The 16,964-nt window shown below is 37.6% G+C and carries 15 protein-coding genes and 1 rRNA gene; 11 read left to right on the top strand and 5 right to left on the bottom strand.

Annotated elements, in window-relative coordinates:
• Positions 1-11 precede the first annotated feature (11 nt).
• A 16S ribosomal RNA gene (locus R1T42_RS09495) occupies positions 12-1,537 on the bottom strand.
• Positions 1,538-2,015: 478 nt separating this feature from the next.
• Between R1T42_RS09495 and R1T42_RS09500 the strand changes: the two genes are divergently transcribed.
• Positions 2,016-2,522: a GTP-binding protein gene (locus R1T42_RS09500; RefSeq protein ID WP_317290164.1), complete on the top strand. Its 507-nt coding sequence runs from the start codon at positions 2,016-2,018 to the stop codon at positions 2,520-2,522.
• On the opposite strand, the gene R1T42_RS09505 is transcribed toward R1T42_RS09500, so the two are convergent.
• The 3 genes from R1T42_RS09505 to R1T42_RS09515 form a co-directional block, all read right to left on the bottom strand.
• Positions 2,506-3,222 carry a pirin family protein gene (locus R1T42_RS09505; RefSeq protein WP_317290165.1) on the bottom strand — a complete coding sequence of 239 codons (717 nt, stop codon included), beginning with the start codon at positions 3,220-3,222 and terminating at the stop codon, positions 2,506-2,508. The two genes, R1T42_RS09500 and R1T42_RS09505, sit on opposite strands and share 17 nt — an antisense overlap.
• A 97-nt stretch (positions 3,223-3,319) precedes the next feature.
• A complete protein-coding gene (locus R1T42_RS09510) occupies positions 3,320-4,807 on the bottom strand; it encodes a sensor histidine kinase (RefSeq protein ID WP_317290166.1) in 1,488 nt (495 codons plus the stop codon).
• 2 nt (positions 4,808-4,809) lie between these two features.
• Positions 4,810-5,511, bottom strand: a complete 702-nt coding sequence (locus R1T42_RS09515; RefSeq protein ID WP_317290167.1) for a response regulator transcription factor — start codon at positions 5,509-5,511, stop codon at positions 4,810-4,812.
• A 126-nt stretch (positions 5,512-5,637) separates the two neighbouring features.
• Here R1T42_RS09515 and R1T42_RS09520 point away from each other — a divergent pair, with 126 nt between their 5' ends.
• On the top strand, positions 5,638-6,537 hold the full coding sequence (locus tag R1T42_RS09520) for an anti-sigma factor domain-containing protein (protein WP_317290168.1): 900 nt from the start codon (positions 5,638-5,640) through the stop codon (positions 6,535-6,537).
• A gap of 75 nt (positions 6,538-6,612) precedes the next feature.
• Here R1T42_RS09520 and R1T42_RS09525 read toward each other — a convergent pair whose 3' ends face one another.
• On the bottom strand, positions 6,613-7,899 hold the full coding sequence (locus R1T42_RS09525) for a multidrug effflux MFS transporter (protein ID WP_317290169.1): 1,287 nt from the start codon (positions 7,897-7,899) through the stop codon (positions 6,613-6,615).
• A gap of 102 nt (positions 7,900-8,001) precedes the next feature.
• Here R1T42_RS09525 and R1T42_RS09530 point away from each other — a divergent pair, with 102 nt between their 5' ends.
• The 9 genes from R1T42_RS09530 (at position 8,002) to R1T42_RS09570 (ending at position 16,960) form a co-directional block, all read left to right on the top strand.
• Positions 8,002-8,670 (top strand): selenophosphate synthetase, encoded by a 669-nt coding sequence (locus tag R1T42_RS09530; RefSeq protein WP_317290170.1) that lies wholly within the window; start codon positions 8,002-8,004, stop codon positions 8,668-8,670.
• The gene (gene kynU, locus R1T42_RS09535; RefSeq protein WP_317290171.1) at positions 8,670-9,932 is read left to right on the top strand and encodes a kynureninase; all 1,263 of its coding nucleotides are present in this window, start codon (positions 8,670-8,672) and stop codon (positions 9,930-9,932) included. The genes R1T42_RS09530 and kynU overlap by 1 nt, the downstream gene beginning before the upstream one ends.
• A 115-nt stretch (positions 9,933-10,047) precedes the next feature.
• Positions 10,048-11,442 (top strand): FAD-dependent oxidoreductase, encoded by a 1,395-nt coding sequence (locus tag R1T42_RS09540; protein ID WP_317290172.1) that lies wholly within the window; start codon positions 10,048-10,050, stop codon positions 11,440-11,442.
• A 15-nt stretch (positions 11,443-11,457) separates the two neighbouring features.
• Complete coding sequence (locus tag R1T42_RS09545; protein WP_317290173.1) at positions 11,458-11,862, top strand: RidA family protein; 405 nt, start codon at positions 11,458-11,460, stop codon at positions 11,860-11,862.
• 11 nt (positions 11,863-11,873) lie between these two features.
• Entirely contained in the window at positions 11,874-12,455 is a 582-nt protein-coding gene (locus R1T42_RS09550; RefSeq protein ID WP_317290174.1) for a DUF7638 domain-containing protein, read from the top strand.
• Positions 12,456-12,605: 150 nt separating this feature from the next.
• Positions 12,606-12,974 (top strand): hypothetical protein, encoded by a 369-nt coding sequence (locus tag R1T42_RS09555; RefSeq protein WP_317290175.1) that lies wholly within the window; start codon positions 12,606-12,608, stop codon positions 12,972-12,974.
• An 11-nt stretch (positions 12,975-12,985) separates the two neighbouring features.
• Positions 12,986-14,431, top strand: coding sequence for an aldehyde dehydrogenase (locus R1T42_RS09560; protein WP_317290176.1), 1,446 nt, complete (start codon positions 12,986-12,988; stop codon positions 14,429-14,431).
• Entirely contained in the window at positions 14,421-15,623 is a 1,203-nt protein-coding gene (locus tag R1T42_RS09565; RefSeq protein WP_317290177.1) for a BaiN/RdsA family NAD(P)/FAD-dependent oxidoreductase, read from the top strand. Before R1T42_RS09560 ends, R1T42_RS09565 begins: the two co-directional genes overlap by 11 nt.
• A 65-nt stretch (positions 15,624-15,688) precedes the next feature.
• Complete coding sequence (locus R1T42_RS09570) at positions 15,689-16,960, top strand: hypothetical protein (protein ID WP_317290178.1); 1,272 nt, start codon at positions 15,689-15,691, stop codon at positions 16,958-16,960.
• The last annotated feature ends 4 nt before the right edge of the window (positions 16,961-16,964 follow it).

Here is a 16,964-nt window from a genome sequence, read left to right on the forward strand (position 1 = left end):
AGGAACTCCAGAAAGGAGGTGTTCCAGCCGCACCTTCCGGTACGGCTACCTTGTTACGACTTAGCCCCAGTTACCGGTTTTACCCTAGGCAGCTCCTTGCGGTCACCGACTTCAGGTACCCCCAGCTTCCATGGCTTGACGGGCGGTGTGTACAAGGCCCGGGAACGTATTCACCGCATCATGGCTGATATGCGATTACTAGCGATTCCAGCTTCACGTAGTCGAGTTGCAGACTACGATCCGAACTGTGATAGGGTTTATAGATTCGCTCCCACTCGCGTGGTGGCTGCTCTCTGTCCCTACCATTGTAGCACGTGTGTGGCCCAGGACGTAAGGGCCGTGATGATTTGACGTCATCCCCACCTTCCTCACGGTTTGCACCGGCAGTCTCGCTAGAGTCCCCGACATGACTCGCTGGCAACTAGCAATAGGGGTTGCGCTCGTTATAGGACTTAACCTGACACCTCACGGCACGAGCTGACGACAACCATGCAGCACCTTGTAATATGTCCGAAGAAAAATCTGTTTCCAAATCTGTCATACTACATTTAAGCCCTGGTAAGGTTCCTCGCGTATCATCGAATTAAACCACATGCTCCACCGCTTGTGCGGGCCCCCGTCAATTCCTTTGAGTTTCATTCTTGCGAACGTACTCCCCAGGTGGGTTACTTATCACTTTCGCTTGGCCACTCAGACGTCAATTCGTCCAAACAGCTAGTAACCATCGTTTACGGCGTGGACTACCAGGGTATCTAATCCTGTTCGCTACCCACGCTTTCGTCCATCAGCGTCAATATATTGTTAGTGATCTGCCTTCGCAATCGGTATTCTATGTAATATCTAAGCATTTCACCGCTACACTACATATTCTAACCACTTCACAATAATTCAAGACTAACAGTATCAATGGCAGTGCCGGAGTTGAGCCCCTGCATTTCACCACTGACTTATTAGCCCGCCTACGGACCCTTTAAACCCAATGATTCCGGATAACGCTTGCACCCTCCGTATTACCGCGGCTGCTGGCACGGAGTTAGCCGGTGCTTATTCTTACGGTACCGTCAGCTATCCTCACGAGGATAGGTTTCTTCCCGTATAAAAGTAGTTTACAACCCATAGGGCCGTCTTCCTACACGCGGCATGGCTGGATCAGGCTTGCGCCCATTGTCCAATATTCCTCACTGCTGCCTCCCGTAGGAGTCTGGTCCGTGTCTCAGTACCAGTGTGGGGGATCTCCCTCTCAGGACCCCTACCTATCGTAGCCATGGGGAGCCTTTACCTCTCCATCTAGCTAATAGGACGCATACTCATCTATCACCGTAACCTTTAATTATAAAACCATGCGATTCTATAATACTATGAGGTATTAATCCAAATTTCTTCGGGCTATCCCTCAGTGATAGGTAGATTGTATACGCGTTACGCACCCGTGCGCCGGTCGTCAGCAGAAAGCAAGCTCCCCCTGTTACCCCTCGACTTGCATGTGTTAGGCCTGCCGCTAGCGTTCATCCTGAGCCAGGATCAAACTCTTCATCGTAGAATCTTTTTAAAGATCGTTTTATGACCTATATAGTCAATACTACTTAATTAGCGTAATTGTGTTTATTTACATTAAATCTTACCAGAAAATATTATAAAATATCTCCTTATTATTTTTGTGCTGTCAATCAAAATCTCAATGAACTACTTCAAATCATAAAATTAAAACTTTGACAATCCTCTCCCGATTCTTGAACTAGTATTCTAACCTTCTTTGAAGAACTAACGCTCTACTTTAGACATCACGTCTGCTGCAAAGCGGGTGCAAATATACTCACGTTTTTCTCTACCAACCAAACTTTTTGTCAAATTAAATTAAAATAATTCGTAAAACACAAACAAACAAGTCATTACGAAAATGATTTAACTAAATTATGTGTGCCCTAAGATCATTTATCAATGAACTATTATCAATATTTACTTAATTTGAAAATTCTTTTATGAAGAATCTTCAACAAATCTTAAATTAAAATTAAATGAAGGAACTAAACAACACTATAATATTAAGACCTCGTTTTACTGTAACTTTAGATTGTGATATATCTTTAGTGAATAGCCAATTTAAAAAAGCCAAACTCAATAGAAAAGGCTACAAAGTTTCTTTTAGTGACCAGCACATCTTCATTAGAATCCCAAAAAAGCAACAGCATTTCTGGTCTCCACAATTACATTTAGAATTACAGAATAACAATATGACAACGGAAATACGAGGCTTATATGGACCCAAACCTACTGTATGGACTATGTTCATGTTTCTACATTTTGTTGTGGCAATACTTTTATTGGGAACTATCATTTGGGGATATACGATGGCAGCAACTCACAATAGTATTAATTCAGCTCTTGTATCAGCCTTATTGCTAATCTTTATATGGTTATCCTTTTATATTGCTGGTCGATTTGGAAAGAAAAAGGCTAACAAACAAATGCTTCAACTAAATACATTTTTCTATTCTATAATTAATCCTATTGAAAAATCATAGGCACTTCAATTAATAATAATTCCGAGTCTTGTTGCGAATGGACAGTAAATGAAGTTGCATCCTCAATAGCAATAGCATCTCTAGAAGAGAGAAATTGATTATTTATGTTGACCTTTCCACTAATCACCATTACAAAAACTCCATTCCCTTTCATATTAATGGTGTATATGATTTCTTTACCTTTATAGAGATTACTCATATACATCCACGCATTTTGATGAATCCAAACTCCATCATCATCAGGAATTGGCGATAATATTTGTTGCAACCTGTTGACTCTATCTTCTAGGTTTAATTGAAGCTCATCGTACCTAGGAACAACATTTTGTTTATTAGGAAAAATCCAAATTTGAAACAGCTTCAATTCTTCATTCTGTAAAGCGTTATATTCAGAATGTGTCACTCCTGTTCCAGCGCTCATTACTTGAACTTCTCCTGCTGCAATTTGCGCCTTATTCCCCATACTATCTTCATGCTCTAATTTACCACTTAATGGAATGGTTATGATCTCCATATTATTATGAGGATGTTTTGGAAATCCTGCTCCACCAGCAATACGATCGTCATTCAATACACGTAGCGCACCAAAATTAATTTTTTCCGGATTATACCAACTAGCAAAACTAAAACTATGATTTGCTTCTAACCATCCGTGGTTAGCATATCCTCTATCTTCAGCTCTATGCACCGTTGCTTTCATATCTATTTTTTACCATAAAATGAACAATACTTGTACTAACAAATATATTGAGGACAATTTGTCATTTATAACTCGCTTTCGCGAAAGCGAGATAATTTTAAGCTACCGGAAGATTAAATTTAAATGTGCTACCTGAATTTTGTTTACTCATAACGGTAATTGTAGATTGATGTAGATCAAGTATTTTTTTAACTATCGCTAATCCTAATCCTGCTCCATTCTTTGCAAAGCTTTCACTAGACTGCTTGAAACGTTCGAAGATACTAGATTGCATCTCAGGCGCGATACCTATACCCGAATCGTTAACCTTAACTAAGCATTGCTCTCCTGACTTTTCTAACTCAACCCTTATAGATCCGTTATCAGGTGTGAACTTCAAGGCATTATCGATCAAGTTTTGTAAAGCCCGCTCGATAAGACTTATGTCTGCATAGACTAATATATTTTCATTATTCTTTACCGCGATACTAAGGTCTATATTCTTCTTTTTAGCCAGAATATCATATTTAGAAACTAAATCCAGACACAAATCTGTTATTGAAAATTGTTCCATTAAAGGTTCTATTTGCTTTGCTTCTAGTTTAGAATACTCAAATAATTGTTCGACCAGATTAGTAAGCTTATCACTGTTAGAGCTTATCACATTTAAGTATTTGTTTCTCTCCTGTTCTGTTAAGCTGCTCGATTTTTCTTGTAGAGTGTCCGCATATCCTTTTAGTACTGCAAGTGGAGTTCTTAAATCATGTGAAACATTTGCTATTAATTGTCTACGTAATTCATCGACAGATTTAATCTCTTCCAGATTTTCGTTGATAGTGTCTGCCATATCGTTAAAAGTATGGGCAAAAACAGCAACATCCGTTTTTTCTGGATCTTCTATTCTCGCATTAAGATCTCCTTCCTTAAACCTACGAGCTACTTGAGTAATCGTACGTAAGTTTTTTGTGATAAACCAGATTAAGACAAAGCCTATCAATAGAGTGAAACATGTAGTCAAAGCAATTGCTCCTAGACCAAAACTCTTGATATACTTATTAAATATATTACTACTAGCAAGCTGATAAGCTTCTCCTGAGAGTATTATATATATGTATCCATTTCTGCCGTTATTTTCAAAAGGAGCCACAGAAAAAATCTTACGCTCTGATCGATCCCTTGGATCATCACCTAAACAAAAACCCTTATAATCAGATTCAATAAAATCAGTTATCGGTTTAGTGTCCACGTATAAAGCTGGCTCCTTTGGACTATGTTCTAAAACAACCGAATGTAAAACTTCACCATCGATGCCCAATAAATACACCTCGATACTGCGATTTACTGCCATCATATCATGCATTAAATCTCCAAACATAGCCTTATTAACGGTACCGTCTTCCATAAATGGAGAAGCATCTGCAAATTTCTCATCTATAAGATGCTGTGCTAGTGGTGCATTAATTTCTTGTTGTGTAGCGAGATGATGTTGATTAGAAAAATAGGTCGTTACTAAAATATAACAAGCCGCCATACCTAATATCAATAGAGATAACGCGAGCCATAGTTTAAAAACTAGTTTAGGGGTTAATGTAGATTGCTTACTCATAGTTATATATCTTCATTAAATCGGTAACCTATTCCCCAAGTAGTTAATATGTAAATAGGATTCCCCATGTCAGGTTCAATTTTTGCACGCAGCCTATTGATATGTGAATTTACAGTGTGCTCATAACCAGAAAAATTATAACCCCATATAACATCCAATAATTCTGACCTACTATAGCTGCGACCAGGATAATTTGCTAGCAGTATAAGAAGATCAAATTCTTTAGGGGAAAGATCGATTTTCTTCCCTTCCAAAGTGACACGACGCATTTCAATATTAATTTTCAAATCTCCAAAATCTAATTCTGCAGATTTTGAGTCACTCGTTTGCTGGTTAGCGGCGTCACTTCTTCTCATTACAGCTTTTGCTCTCGCTTTTAATTCACGTATAGAAAATGGTTTAGTGATATAATCATCTGCACCTATCTCTAGCCCTAGTACCTTATCTATTTCTTCAGTTTTAGCGGTAACCATTATAATAGGTGTATTCTTAGTTTTACGTAACTCTCGACACACTTCTACACCGTTAAGTTTAGGAATAGATAAATCTAATAGAATTAAGTCATAATCTTTATGCTGTGCTTTTTCTAATGCACTTAATCCATCATTAACACTTTCCACCTCAGCATTAAGGTCTTTCATGTGTATCTCTAGTAGATCCACAATCTCTAGATCGTCCTCTACAATTAATATTTGATTTGCCATAAGATAAAAGTCTACAAAGTATATCACAAAACAATCACGTCATTGCGATAAAAGTTGATAATTACGTGACGCTAATGGGATATGATAATCATTAGTTTGTACAGTAAAATAATCAAACTTAAAAAAATGAAAAAGTATTTAGCACTATTAGCAGCAGCTACATTAACATTTACCAGTTGTAATAACGATGACGATAACAGCGGTAATATAGCCACAAAAAATTTAACTCTCGATTTACAAGGTCTAGAAGATCTAGGATCAGGATTTGCTTATGAAGGATGGGTAATGGTTGATGGCTCACCTATAACAACGGGTGTATTTACTGTAGATGATACTGGAAATTTAAGCCAGACAACATTTACTGTAGACGCGGCAACATTAGATGCAGCAACCGCATTTATCTTAACGATTGAACCTAGTCCAGATTCAGATCCAGCACCTGCAGACTCAAAATACATTGCAGGGGAATTCAATAATGATACTGCTAGTCTATCAACAAATTTTGGACCAGCACCAGGTGATTTCAGTATGGCCAGCGGTAGTTATTTTTTAAGAACTCCTACAGATGAGCCAGCAGGAACAGCAAACAATGGAAACGACACTAATGGTGTATGGTTTGGATTACCTGGAACACCACCTACTGCAGACTTCAACCTACCTACACTACCTGCGGGATGGATATATGAAGGTTGGGTCGTGGGCGATGCTGGAGCACTTTCTACAGGTACATTTACAGATTTCTCATCTGTAGACTCTGGTAATGGATTTTCAGGAACTCAAAACAATGCTGGACCACCAGTACCAGGAGAAGACTTTTTCAACAACCTTCCTATGGGTGAATCATTACCATTTAGTGTAGTCGGTCGTAATGTAGTAATTACTGTAGAGCCTGTACCAGATAATTCTCCAGCACCTTTTACATTAAAGCCACTTGCAGCAATTGCTGGACCAGATACTGCTCCTAACTCACAATCTTTCAATAATAATGTTACCGTTTCTTTCCCTACCGGAACCGTAACTAAATAAAGAAATGTGAAGATAACTTTGGTTGGTTAGTTTGAAGTACCTCACAAATCTTAAGATTCTGTGGGGTATTTCTTTTTAAGACGCATTTTCTCTTTTTAAACTTACGTATGGATGTTTTAAATACGCTTTCGCGAAAGCGTATCCACGAGCATATTTTATCCTAAAGGTTTCTATCGCAGCATATCCTAGTAATGCACATCCTGCAAGCATTAAGGCTAGCGGCAATAATGAAACTGTCACATAACTAGACACAAACCAGCTCGCAAAGGAACCAAAAATCATACTCACCGCACCTACAAATGCACTAGCACTACCAGCTCTTACCGTAAATGGTTGTAAGGCAAGCGCTGTAACGTTAGGATTTTGAAACCCGATAAATGTCATCATTAAAAATAATAAAGGATACACTACCCAGAATTGCGGCTCAAAGAAACTGATATGTCCTACTAAAAGTAAAGTGGTTACCACTAGCAAAATACTTATCGTATAAGTGATTTGAAAGGTCGTAAAACGTCTTAATAAAAATCGGTTGATCTGGCTACCAGCAATAAGCCCAGCAGCATTACTACCAAAGATAATCGCAAAATCACTTTGTGCCATGTCAAAAAAGTCCAAGAAAATAAATGGTGCCGCAGCCACATAGCCTAGTAAAGCACCTATGACAAAACCTCGAGCAGTTGAAAATAAGAAAAAGGCTTTGTCTTTATAAATAGTCCAGTATTCTCTCAATACCGGAACTGGATGCAAACTAGTCGCAAGGTTAGGCTTAGAACTTTCAGGAAGAATAAAAACCACGTTAAACAACATTAAAGCTGCAAAACCTGCTAGCCCATAAAATATCATATCCCAGTGATAATGTTCTATAATAAAGCCACCAATGGTAGGTGCTATAATAGGTGCGATTCCCATGATAAGCATTAAGGTACTCAACACCTCAGCAACTTTATCATTATCAAATAAATCTCTTACAATTGCTTTACTGGCTACCATACCTGCACAAGCTCCTAAAGCTGTAAAAAAGCGCAAGGTTGCTAGTGAAGAAACATCCCATGCATAAGCACTTAAAACACTAGTTGTGATATATAAAATTAATCCAGCAATAAGTGGTCTACGTCTACCATACCGATCCATTAATGGACCATAAGCAAGTTGACCTAAACCTATCCCTATAAAATAAGTGGTTAAAGTGAAACCTATCGCACTGGTATCTACCTTAAAGTCTCCAGCAATTTGTTTAAAGGCAGGCAAATAGGCGTCTATAGAAAATGGTCCTATGGCTATTAGAGTTCCTAACACTAATATGACACTGGTTTTCCTTCCTTTACTTACGTTTTCTTTATCTACTTGTTTAACTTTCACCATGCAAAATTACTTTTTTGAGAACGCCTAAAGCATACAATTAGGAAAGGTTTACGATTTTATAACCACTAGATAAATTGTACTTTTAAGCCAAAGTTGAAAATGATGAAAAAGACGATTACTCTTCTACTAATAACTATCGCAATCTACAGTTGTAAAAACGCTGAAAAGAAGAGAGAAAAAAAGACCCTTACTAATACAGAACAAGTCGCTCAAGCAGCAGGATTTGATAATTGGGACGCTATTAAAGAAGTGAAATTCACCTTTTCAGTTGGTAAAATGGGTCGTAATTTATATGACCGTAACTGGACGTGGAATCGCCATACTGGTGATGTAACTCTTATCGCATCACCAGATACCGTACATTATAATCGCCGTCAACCTATGGATTCTATACAAACCAGTGCAGACCGTGCTTTTGTAAATGACATCTACTGGCTATTACCAGAATTTAAATTCATCACAGATAGTGGTACAAAAATCGTAGAAAAGAGCAATGCTGTCGCGCCTATTTCAAAGGACACACTTGATATGTTTACCATTGTGTATAGTAATGATGGTGGTTACACACCTGGCGACGCATATGATGTTTACTATGATAAAAAACACAATTTGAGAGAATGGGTTTATAGACAGCAAAATGATACCACCATAGGTATGATGACCACATTTGAACAATTTGATACCATCAACGGTATAAAAGTAGCAACAGATCATCGTACTCCAGACCGCATGACACGCATTCATTTAACTAACATAGAGTTCAACAAATAATGGAATTCAATACTACCAGAGATTACGCATTACAATTAGATCAAGACGATTCTTTATCTCGCTTTCGCGAAAGCTTCCATATACCAAAACATACCGATGGAACAGACTCCATTTATTTATGTGGTAATTCCTTAGGCTTACAACCTCGCCAGACCAAAACCTTTCTGAATCAAGAACTAGATGACTGGGCAAAACTAGGTGTAGAAGGTCACTTTCATGCAGAGAATCCTTGGATGCCTTATCACGAGTTTCTTACAGAGACGACCGCACAAGTTGTAGGTGCAAAACCGCACGAAGTGGTGATTATGAATACGCTTACAACTAACCTTCATTTAATGATGGTCAGTTTTTACCAGCCTAAAGGCAAGCGCACTAAAATAATCATAGAGGCAGATGCTTTTCCTAGTGATCGCTATGCCGTTGCGTCCCAAGTCCAATTTCACGGACACGATGATAAAGAAAATATTATCGAGTGGTCACCTAGAACTGGCGAGCATACACCAAGATTAGAAGATCTAGAAACAATTCTTAAAGAACAAGGCGATACCATTGCCTTAATTATGGTAGGTGCTGTCAACTATTATACAGGCCAGTTTTTTGACTTAAAAAAAATTACAGAGCTAGGCCATGCTGCTGGAGCCATGGTAGGTTTTGACTGTGCGCATGGTGCTGGTAATGTAGATTTGCAGTTGCACAATTCTGAAGCAGACTTTGCCGTGTGGTGCACCTATAAGTACATGAATTCAGGTCCTGGTAGTTTGGGTGGTTGTTTTGTACATGAACGTCATGCAAACAATTCAGACTTACCAAGATTTACCGGTTGGTGGGGACACAATAAAGACACACGATTTAAAATGCGTGACGACTTTGAACCCATGCACGGTGCTGAAGGTTGGCAACTGTCCAATCCACCGATATTAAGTATGGTAGCCATAAGAGCAAGTTTAGATCTATTTGCTCAAGCAGGTTTTGAAAATTTGAGAAAAAAATCTATCCAATTAACCAACTATCTAGAATACCTAGTAGGTGAATTAGATGGTGATCGTATCTCTATAATAACACCTGAGAATCCTAAAAATCGTGGTTGTCAATTATCACTTGCCGTTAAAAATGCTGACAAATCATTGTTTGACGCCATCACCGCAAAAGGTGTGATTGCCGACTGGCGCGAACCAGATGTGATACGCATAGCACCAGTTCCTCTATACAATAATTATGAAGATTGCTGGAGATTTGTGGATGTATTGAAGTCAGAGTTATAATAATAAGTTCGATGAAATCGCACCTCGACAAACTCAGTGTGACACGAGTATTTGAAAATAAATATGTCAGTCTAAGCTTGTCGAAGACGATGTTCCAATAAATGAAACTTTCTTAATGAAAACAACTAACAAAAAAACAAATATCCTCATCACTGGCGCTGGACTTTGTGGTTCACTATTAGGACTGCGACTGGCACAACGAGGCTATCATGTAGATATATTAGAAAAGCGACCAGACATGCGCAAAGCTGTTGTAGATGGTGGACGTTCTATTAACCTCGCACTTTCTGATCGTGGACTCGCTGGATTAAAACTGGTAGGACTAGAAGAAAAGGTACGTGAGTTGTGTATTCCTATGCATGGTAGATTGATCCATGATGTAGATGGAAACACCTTTGCTTCTAACTATAGTGGTCGTGAAGGTGAGTACATCAATTCCATCTCTCGAGAAGAATTGAATAAACTTCTACTCGATGAAGCCGATAAGTACGAAGATGTTCAAATAGACTTTGATGACGCGGTTACATCTGTAGATTTAAAAAACGCATCAGTCACCTATCACGATTCTGAAACCGATACCGAGAAAGAATGGAAAGCAGATATCGTTCTAGGAACTGACGGTGCAGGATCTGTCGTACGCAAAGCGATGATGAAACAGCGAGACATTTTGTTTTCGCATAGTATGAACTGGTTACCGCACGGTTATAAAGAATTGAACATTCCGCCTACAGAAGATGGGAAATGGCGTATCGATAAAAATTTCTTGCACATATGGCCACGTGGTGGTTTTATGTTGATTGCTTTACCTAATCTCGATGGTAGTTTCACGCTTACTTTGTTCATGCAATACGACGGCGATGGACCAGCATTCAACAAGATTAAAACTGACCAAGAAATCACCGATTTCTTCACGACTTATTTTAAAGATGTGATGGAACACATTCCAGATTTGATAGAGCAATACCATACAAATCCAGCTCCGCCATTAGGAACCGTGCGTTGTTCACCATGGACGGCTTATGGAACTAGTTTGATTATGGGTGATGCCGCTCACGCCATTGTACCTTTTTATGGTCAAGGAATGAATGCGAGTTTTGAAGACGTAGTCGTTTTTGACAAGATGTTAGACCAACACGAGAATTGGTCAGATGCCTTCACCGCATTCTCCACCACAAGAAAACCAGATGCCGATGCTATTGCAGACCTTGCTTTGGACAATTTTGTAGAAATGAGAGACAGCGTGGCAAATCCTAACTTCCAGTTGAAAAGGCAAATCGAGATGCGTTTAGAAGCAGCTTTCGCGAAAGCGGAATACCAATCTAAATACTCACTCGTAACTTTCCCTGATGAAGGAATAAGCTATCGAGAAGCCATGCTGCGTGGACGAGCGCAAGACAAAGCGATTTTATGGTTGCTAGAAAACGACCAAATAAAAGTAGAAGACGATTTAAACGATTTATTAAAATCCATCCAGCAAAAGACCGAAGAGGTGTTGTGGCTGCGAGGATAATTTAAAATAACAATAATGGCAGTATTAAAAGATAAAGCAACACCTAGAGGAAAATATCCACATATCAAGCGCGTGGGCGATTTCTTATTTGTTTCAGGAACCAGCAGCCGTAGAAAAGACAATACTTTTGCAGGCGTAGAAGTGGACGAAATGGGAACGACTAACCTCGATATAAAAGCACAAACCGCAGCGGTTTTAAAAAACATAGATGCTATCCTACAAACGGAAGGCGCTTCTATTAAAGATGTAGTTGATGTGACTACCTTCTTAGTAAACATGAACGATTTTGGCGGTTATAACACAACATACGGTGAGTTCTTCAATTACGACGGACCTACTAGAACAACCGTTGCAGTGCATCAATTACCTCATCCGCATTTACTGATTGAGATTAAAGCGATGGCTTATAAGCCATTGTAATGGTTAACAGAATGATTAGTCTAGGAACTAAATTTTATAAAAATTCAAATGAGAATAAAATAAATGGAGAGTATTTTAAAGGAGTTGGTACCATAGGGAATAATTATTTTACATATTTGATAGTGTTTGCAAATAGCATGATTAAATGTCATAAAGTTATGAGCTTTTCAGTTTTCAAAGAAAAATTATTATCAGGATTGATTCAAATTAATTTACCTTCTAGTTGTAAGGTTCATTTTAGTGATTCCACTAGGTATAAATTAAACGATGACTACTTAGAAGAAACCAATGAAGATTTTATTAAAATTGTTGAGGATTCAATTATAGAATTAAATGGTGGTAAAGGGAGATGTAATAAATGTATTGAACTATTTAAATCATATTTATTAAATGATACGGAACAAAATTATTTTAATTTAAAAAGTCAATTTGAAGATTTACCTAGCACCAAAAAAGTTCTATTTGAGATGGTTGATTATAAAGACCCTTTGATCGCTTTGATGAAAACTGGAGAGAAATTTTCTCCCGAAGGAAGAAAACATATGTTAATCGATTACTTTGAAGATGAATGGAACGAGAAGGACTTCAAATGATTTAGTAATTGAAGATCACCGCATTTCGAGTACTTCAATGCTCGATATGAAAATAAATTGAGGACTGAGGCACTCGAAGTTCGATTCTAATAGTTAGTGAAAAAATGAATTGTCAGTTCGAGCGCAGTCGAGAACAGTGTTAAAATCAAAATGATGTGGTCAGACCGATATTATTACTTGAATATTTACAAAGATGAATCTCTAGGCTCGTATTGTGATACTAAGATATTGAGAGAGTTTCTCAACAGTATTCCAGAATTACAACAAAAAAGTAAACACGAATTTGATAATGTAAAACCATTTCCTTTTACTCAATTATTATTATTGAATGCCAATAGCATTGACAATTGGAGCGGAAGTGACACAAATGCTAAAAGAACCAATCTAATAACTATAGTTTGTGGGAAGAATGAGCATGTAAACTTTAAGGAATTAAAAAGAGTTTTTGAACAAATTTCTTCATTCATAGATTGGTCGTTAAAGACTGATGACAATGAAGAATTTACAGAATATGATTAAAACATCACAAAATGGACCTAAAAAACTTCATCAATAACAATGAGCACATTCCACTAAGTGGATTATGGCTCGATAATTATGAACCAGCAAGCGGTCAGGTTTATGGACAGATTCCTAATTCAAATGAAGATGATATTGAAAAAGCCTATCAAGCGGCCAACGCTGCTTTTAAAGATTGGTCCACTACCAGTATTGATGAACGTTCCAGAATTATGTTGCGAATTGCAGATTTGATTGAAGAAAACCTAGAAGAACTCGCAGCAGCAGAATCTCGTGATAATGGAAAACCGTTATGGCTTGCTACGTCAGTAGATATTCCGCGCGCGTCCTCTAACTTCCGTTTTTATGGAAACGCGATTACGCAGTATTCTAGTGATGCACATGAAAGTGTAGGCAAGAATACTATGAATTTTACTATGCGCAAACCTATAGGCGTGGTAGGATGTATCTCGCCTTGGAATTTACCTTTGTATTTATTCAGCTGGAAAATTGCTCCGGCGATTGCAGCAGGAAATTGCGTCGTGGCAAAACCTAGCGAAGTCACTCCAGCAACCGCTTTTCTTCTAGGAGAAATTGTTAAAAAAGCAGGATTACCGGCTGGTGTCCTCAATATAGTACATGGTTTAGGCGGTAGTTGTGGCCAGGCCATAGTAGCTCATCCAGGCATTAAAGCCATTAGTTTTACAGGTGGAACGACTACTGGCGAACACATCGCTAGAACGGCAGCTCCTATGTTTAAAAAATTATCGCTGGAACTAGGAGGCAAGAATCCTAACATCATTTTTGCCGACTGTGATTATGATAAAATGCTCACCACGACCCTACGATCTTCTTTTGCAAATCAAGGGCAGATCTGTTTGTGTGGTAGTAGGATCCTAGTGGAACAATCACTCTATGAGAAATTCAAGACAGACTTTGTTGCTCGTGTACAACAACTCAAAGTAGGTCATCCTAATCAGCCTGACTCTAAAGTAGGTGCTGTGGTCAGTGCTGCTCATAGAGATAAGATTTTGGATTATATCGCTTTCGCGAAAGCGAATCCCGAAGAATACACCATACCATCTGGAGGAAATTCGATTCTTATAGAAGGTCACGAAGGTGGCTATTATCTAGAACCTACGGTCATAGAAGTCCAGTCGAATGATTGTAAATTGAACCAAGAAGAGATTTTTGGGCCAGTAGTAACCATCATGCCGTTTAAAGATGAAGCGCATGCACTAGAACTCGCAAATGGTACTCGATATGGATTAAGCGCCACATTATGGACGAATGATTTGAGCCGCACCATGAGAATGAGCAATGAACTAGAAGCCGGTATCGTATGGGTAAATACCTGGTTAAATCGTGATTTACGCACACCTTTTGGCGGTGTTAAAGACAGCGGTGTAGGTCGTGAAGGCGGATTTGAAGCCTTGAATTTCTTTACAGAACCTAAGAACATTTGTATTGAATACTAACTACCACACGATCATCATAGGCGGCGGCGCAGCAGGATTTTTTACAGCCATTAATCTTGCAGAGCGATTGCCTGAAGCTAAAATCGCAATTCTTGAACGAGGAAAAGATGTACTTCAAAAGGTACGTATTTCTGGTGGTGGACGCTGTAATGTCACTCATGCCGAATTTATTCCTAAAGAGCTATCGTTAAACTATCCGCGTGGTGAGAAAGAATTATTAGGGCCATTCCATAGTTTCATGACTGGAGATACTATTGCATGGTTTGAAGAACGTGGCGTGACATTGAAAATAGAAGAAGATGGACGTATGTTTCCTACTACAGATTCTTCTCAGACCATTATTAACTGTTTTCTTGAGCTCGCACAAAAATTCAACATAGAAATTTTAACCAGCCATAATGTAACTTCCATAAATAAAGAAGAGAACTGGAACGTATATACTAAAGAAGAACAATTTGCTTGTGAAAACCTAGTAATCACTGCTGGTAGTAGTCCTAAAGTTTGGGAGATGATGCGTGAATTAGGTCATTCCATAGAAAGAGCTGTTCCTTCTTTATTTACCTTTAATATAGTAGACAAGAAAATCACAGAGCTTGCAGGAATTGCACTTGAGGCAACTGTTGAAATACCAAAACTAAAATTAGAATCTCAAGGTCCTTTATTAATCACGCATTGGGGCTTTTCTGGTCCAGCGATTTTAAAAATGAGCGCTTGGGGCGCAAGAGATTTAAATCAATCAGATTATAAGTTTGATGTAGTAATTAATTGGTTGAATCACATTTCTAGACAAGATTGCTATGAAACTCTAATAGCACAACGTTCTAGTAAAAGGCAAGTCGGAAACGAGTGGTTATTTGATCTACCTAAAAGGCTTTGGAAGTTTTTAGTGGCAAGTATCAACCTCACAGAAAAAAACTGGGCAGATTGTTCAAACAATGATTTACAAAACTTGGCTACTGTTCTAACTGCTAGCACATTTTCTATTAATGGTAAAAGCACTTTTAAAGAAGAGTTTGTCACCGCTGGTGGTGTGGATTTAAAAGAAATCAACTTTAAAACTTTTGCTTCTAAAAAACAAGAAAACCTTTATCTCGCTGGTGAGGTTCTCAACATAGATGCCATTACTGGTGGCTTCAATTTCCAAAATGCCTGGACTGGCGGCTGGATGATTGCGCAGTCGATTGATGATTAATTTTTTTACTCTAAAATCTACAATTCTTTGTTTTTTTAGGTACTTTAAGTCTCTAAAAGCATCTTATGATTTTAAAAGATATTCACCAATATATCTGCATCCTTTTGCTATTTGCTGGTAACTCATATTTCACTTATGGTCAAACCGATAATATTAAAGAACCTTTATCAGGAGAAGTAAAATCTATAAGAGTTACTATTGAATTTGTTAATGACTCCATTCAAAATTTAAAACTTTTTAGTATTGATAATGATTATGGACATACTGGTTTTATAAGTCCTACGGCTGTAAAAAGCAACTTTAATTCTGTGTGGCACAATACTACTGCTACCCGTTATTTAAATTACTATCAAGAAAGAGATAAAAAGGATAGAATTATCAAAGAGTTATGGCTTAACAAAAAAGATGAACTTGTAGAGGACTATAGATATTTCTATAATAAAAATTCTAAATTGACAACAGAGCAAGATATTTCTGAGTTTGAAAAAAACCTAATAATTGACAAATATTGCGATTTTCAGAAGTATTACTTTGAAAATAATTTGTTAATTAAAATGACCGAAAGAGATAAATGGCCTAAAAGCGAATACTTTAAAACCTACATATATGATAAAAATAAAAAGCTTATCAATAAATTCAGATATTACTCTGATCCTGGAAATAGACATCTTATGGATGGAGAGCTTAATATATATGAAGACACTTTACTAGTTAAAACTACTCCTTATGATTACAGTAATTCTCAATATGATCAAGGTCGCGAGTATACCTATGACGGTAAACACAGATTGACAGAAATCTATCAACTACTTTACTACAAATGGGCTAGCGTAGATGACACTTTGAAAAAAATATACTCCTCAATTCCTTTAAAAAAACTTTACCGTACGCATGAATATGATGACAATAACAATATCGTTAAAGAGGTTTTTTATAACGATGATAATAGCAATAATGATTCTATAAAACATTTCAAAACAATAGAAAGGCAGTTCAAAAATAATCTAGAAGTAAACATTAAAACCTATTATTCAATTACTAAAGACGAGCTTTCGGTTTCTTTAATTGAAAAAGAATTTGATGATTCTAATCGCATCATCTCTTACCTCAGATATTTTAAAGATGTTCTCAATGCTGAAAGACATTATGCTTACAACTCACACAACGACGTGATATCAATTCAATTAGTACGTTATGATGAGTCAAATGCAATCACTAAAAATAAGATAGATTTTAAATTTGAGTACGATTCACATGGCAATTGGATTCAACAAGTAAAATCAGTTGATGGTCAACCACTTTTTATCTGGCATCGCAAAATCGATTATTATAATTAAGACA

The sequence above is a fragment of the Nonlabens ulvanivorans genome (genome assembly GCF_032922765.1).
Taxonomy (GTDB): Bacteria; Bacteroidota; Bacteroidia; order Flavobacteriales; family Flavobacteriaceae; genus Nonlabens; species Nonlabens ulvanivorans.

Coding starts and splice junctions, on each gene's coding strand:
- R1T42_RS09500 (WP_317290164.1), top strand. CDS start 2,016: ATGAAGGAACTAAACAACACTATAATATTAAGACCTCGTTTTACTGTA.
- R1T42_RS09515 (WP_317290167.1), bottom strand. CDS start 5,511: ATGGCAAATCAAATATTAATTGTAGAGGACGATCTAGAGATTGTGGAT.
- R1T42_RS09570 (WP_317290178.1), top strand. CDS start 15,689: ATGATTTTAAAAGATATTCACCAATATATCTGCATCCTTTTGCTATTT.
- R1T42_RS09510 (WP_317290166.1), bottom strand. CDS start 4,807: ATGAGTAAGCAATCTACATTAACCCCTAAACTAGTTTTTAAACTATGG.
- R1T42_RS09530 (WP_317290170.1), top strand. CDS start 8,002: ATGAAAAAGACGATTACTCTTCTACTAATAACTATCGCAATCTACAGT.
- R1T42_RS09545 (WP_317290173.1), top strand. CDS start 11,458: ATGGCAGTATTAAAAGATAAAGCAACACCTAGAGGAAAATATCCACAT.
- R1T42_RS09550 (WP_317290174.1), top strand. CDS start 11,874: ATGATTAGTCTAGGAACTAAATTTTATAAAAATTCAAATGAGAATAAA.
- R1T42_RS09525 (WP_317290169.1), bottom strand. CDS start 7,899: ATGGTGAAAGTTAAACAAGTAGATAAAGAAAACGTAAGTAAAGGAAGG.
- kynU (WP_317290171.1), top strand. CDS start 8,670: ATGGAATTCAATACTACCAGAGATTACGCATTACAATTAGATCAAGAC.
- R1T42_RS09520 (WP_317290168.1), top strand. CDS start 5,638: ATGAAAAAGTATTTAGCACTATTAGCAGCAGCTACATTAACATTTACC.
- R1T42_RS09505 (WP_317290165.1), bottom strand. CDS start 3,222: ATGAAAGCAACGGTGCATAGAGCTGAAGATAGAGGATATGCTAACCAC.
- R1T42_RS09555 (WP_317290175.1), top strand. CDS start 12,606: ATGATGTGGTCAGACCGATATTATTACTTGAATATTTACAAAGATGAA.
- R1T42_RS09560 (WP_317290176.1), top strand. CDS start 12,986: ATGGACCTAAAAAACTTCATCAATAACAATGAGCACATTCCACTAAGT.
- R1T42_RS09540 (WP_317290172.1), top strand. CDS start 10,048: ATGAAAACAACTAACAAAAAAACAAATATCCTCATCACTGGCGCTGGA.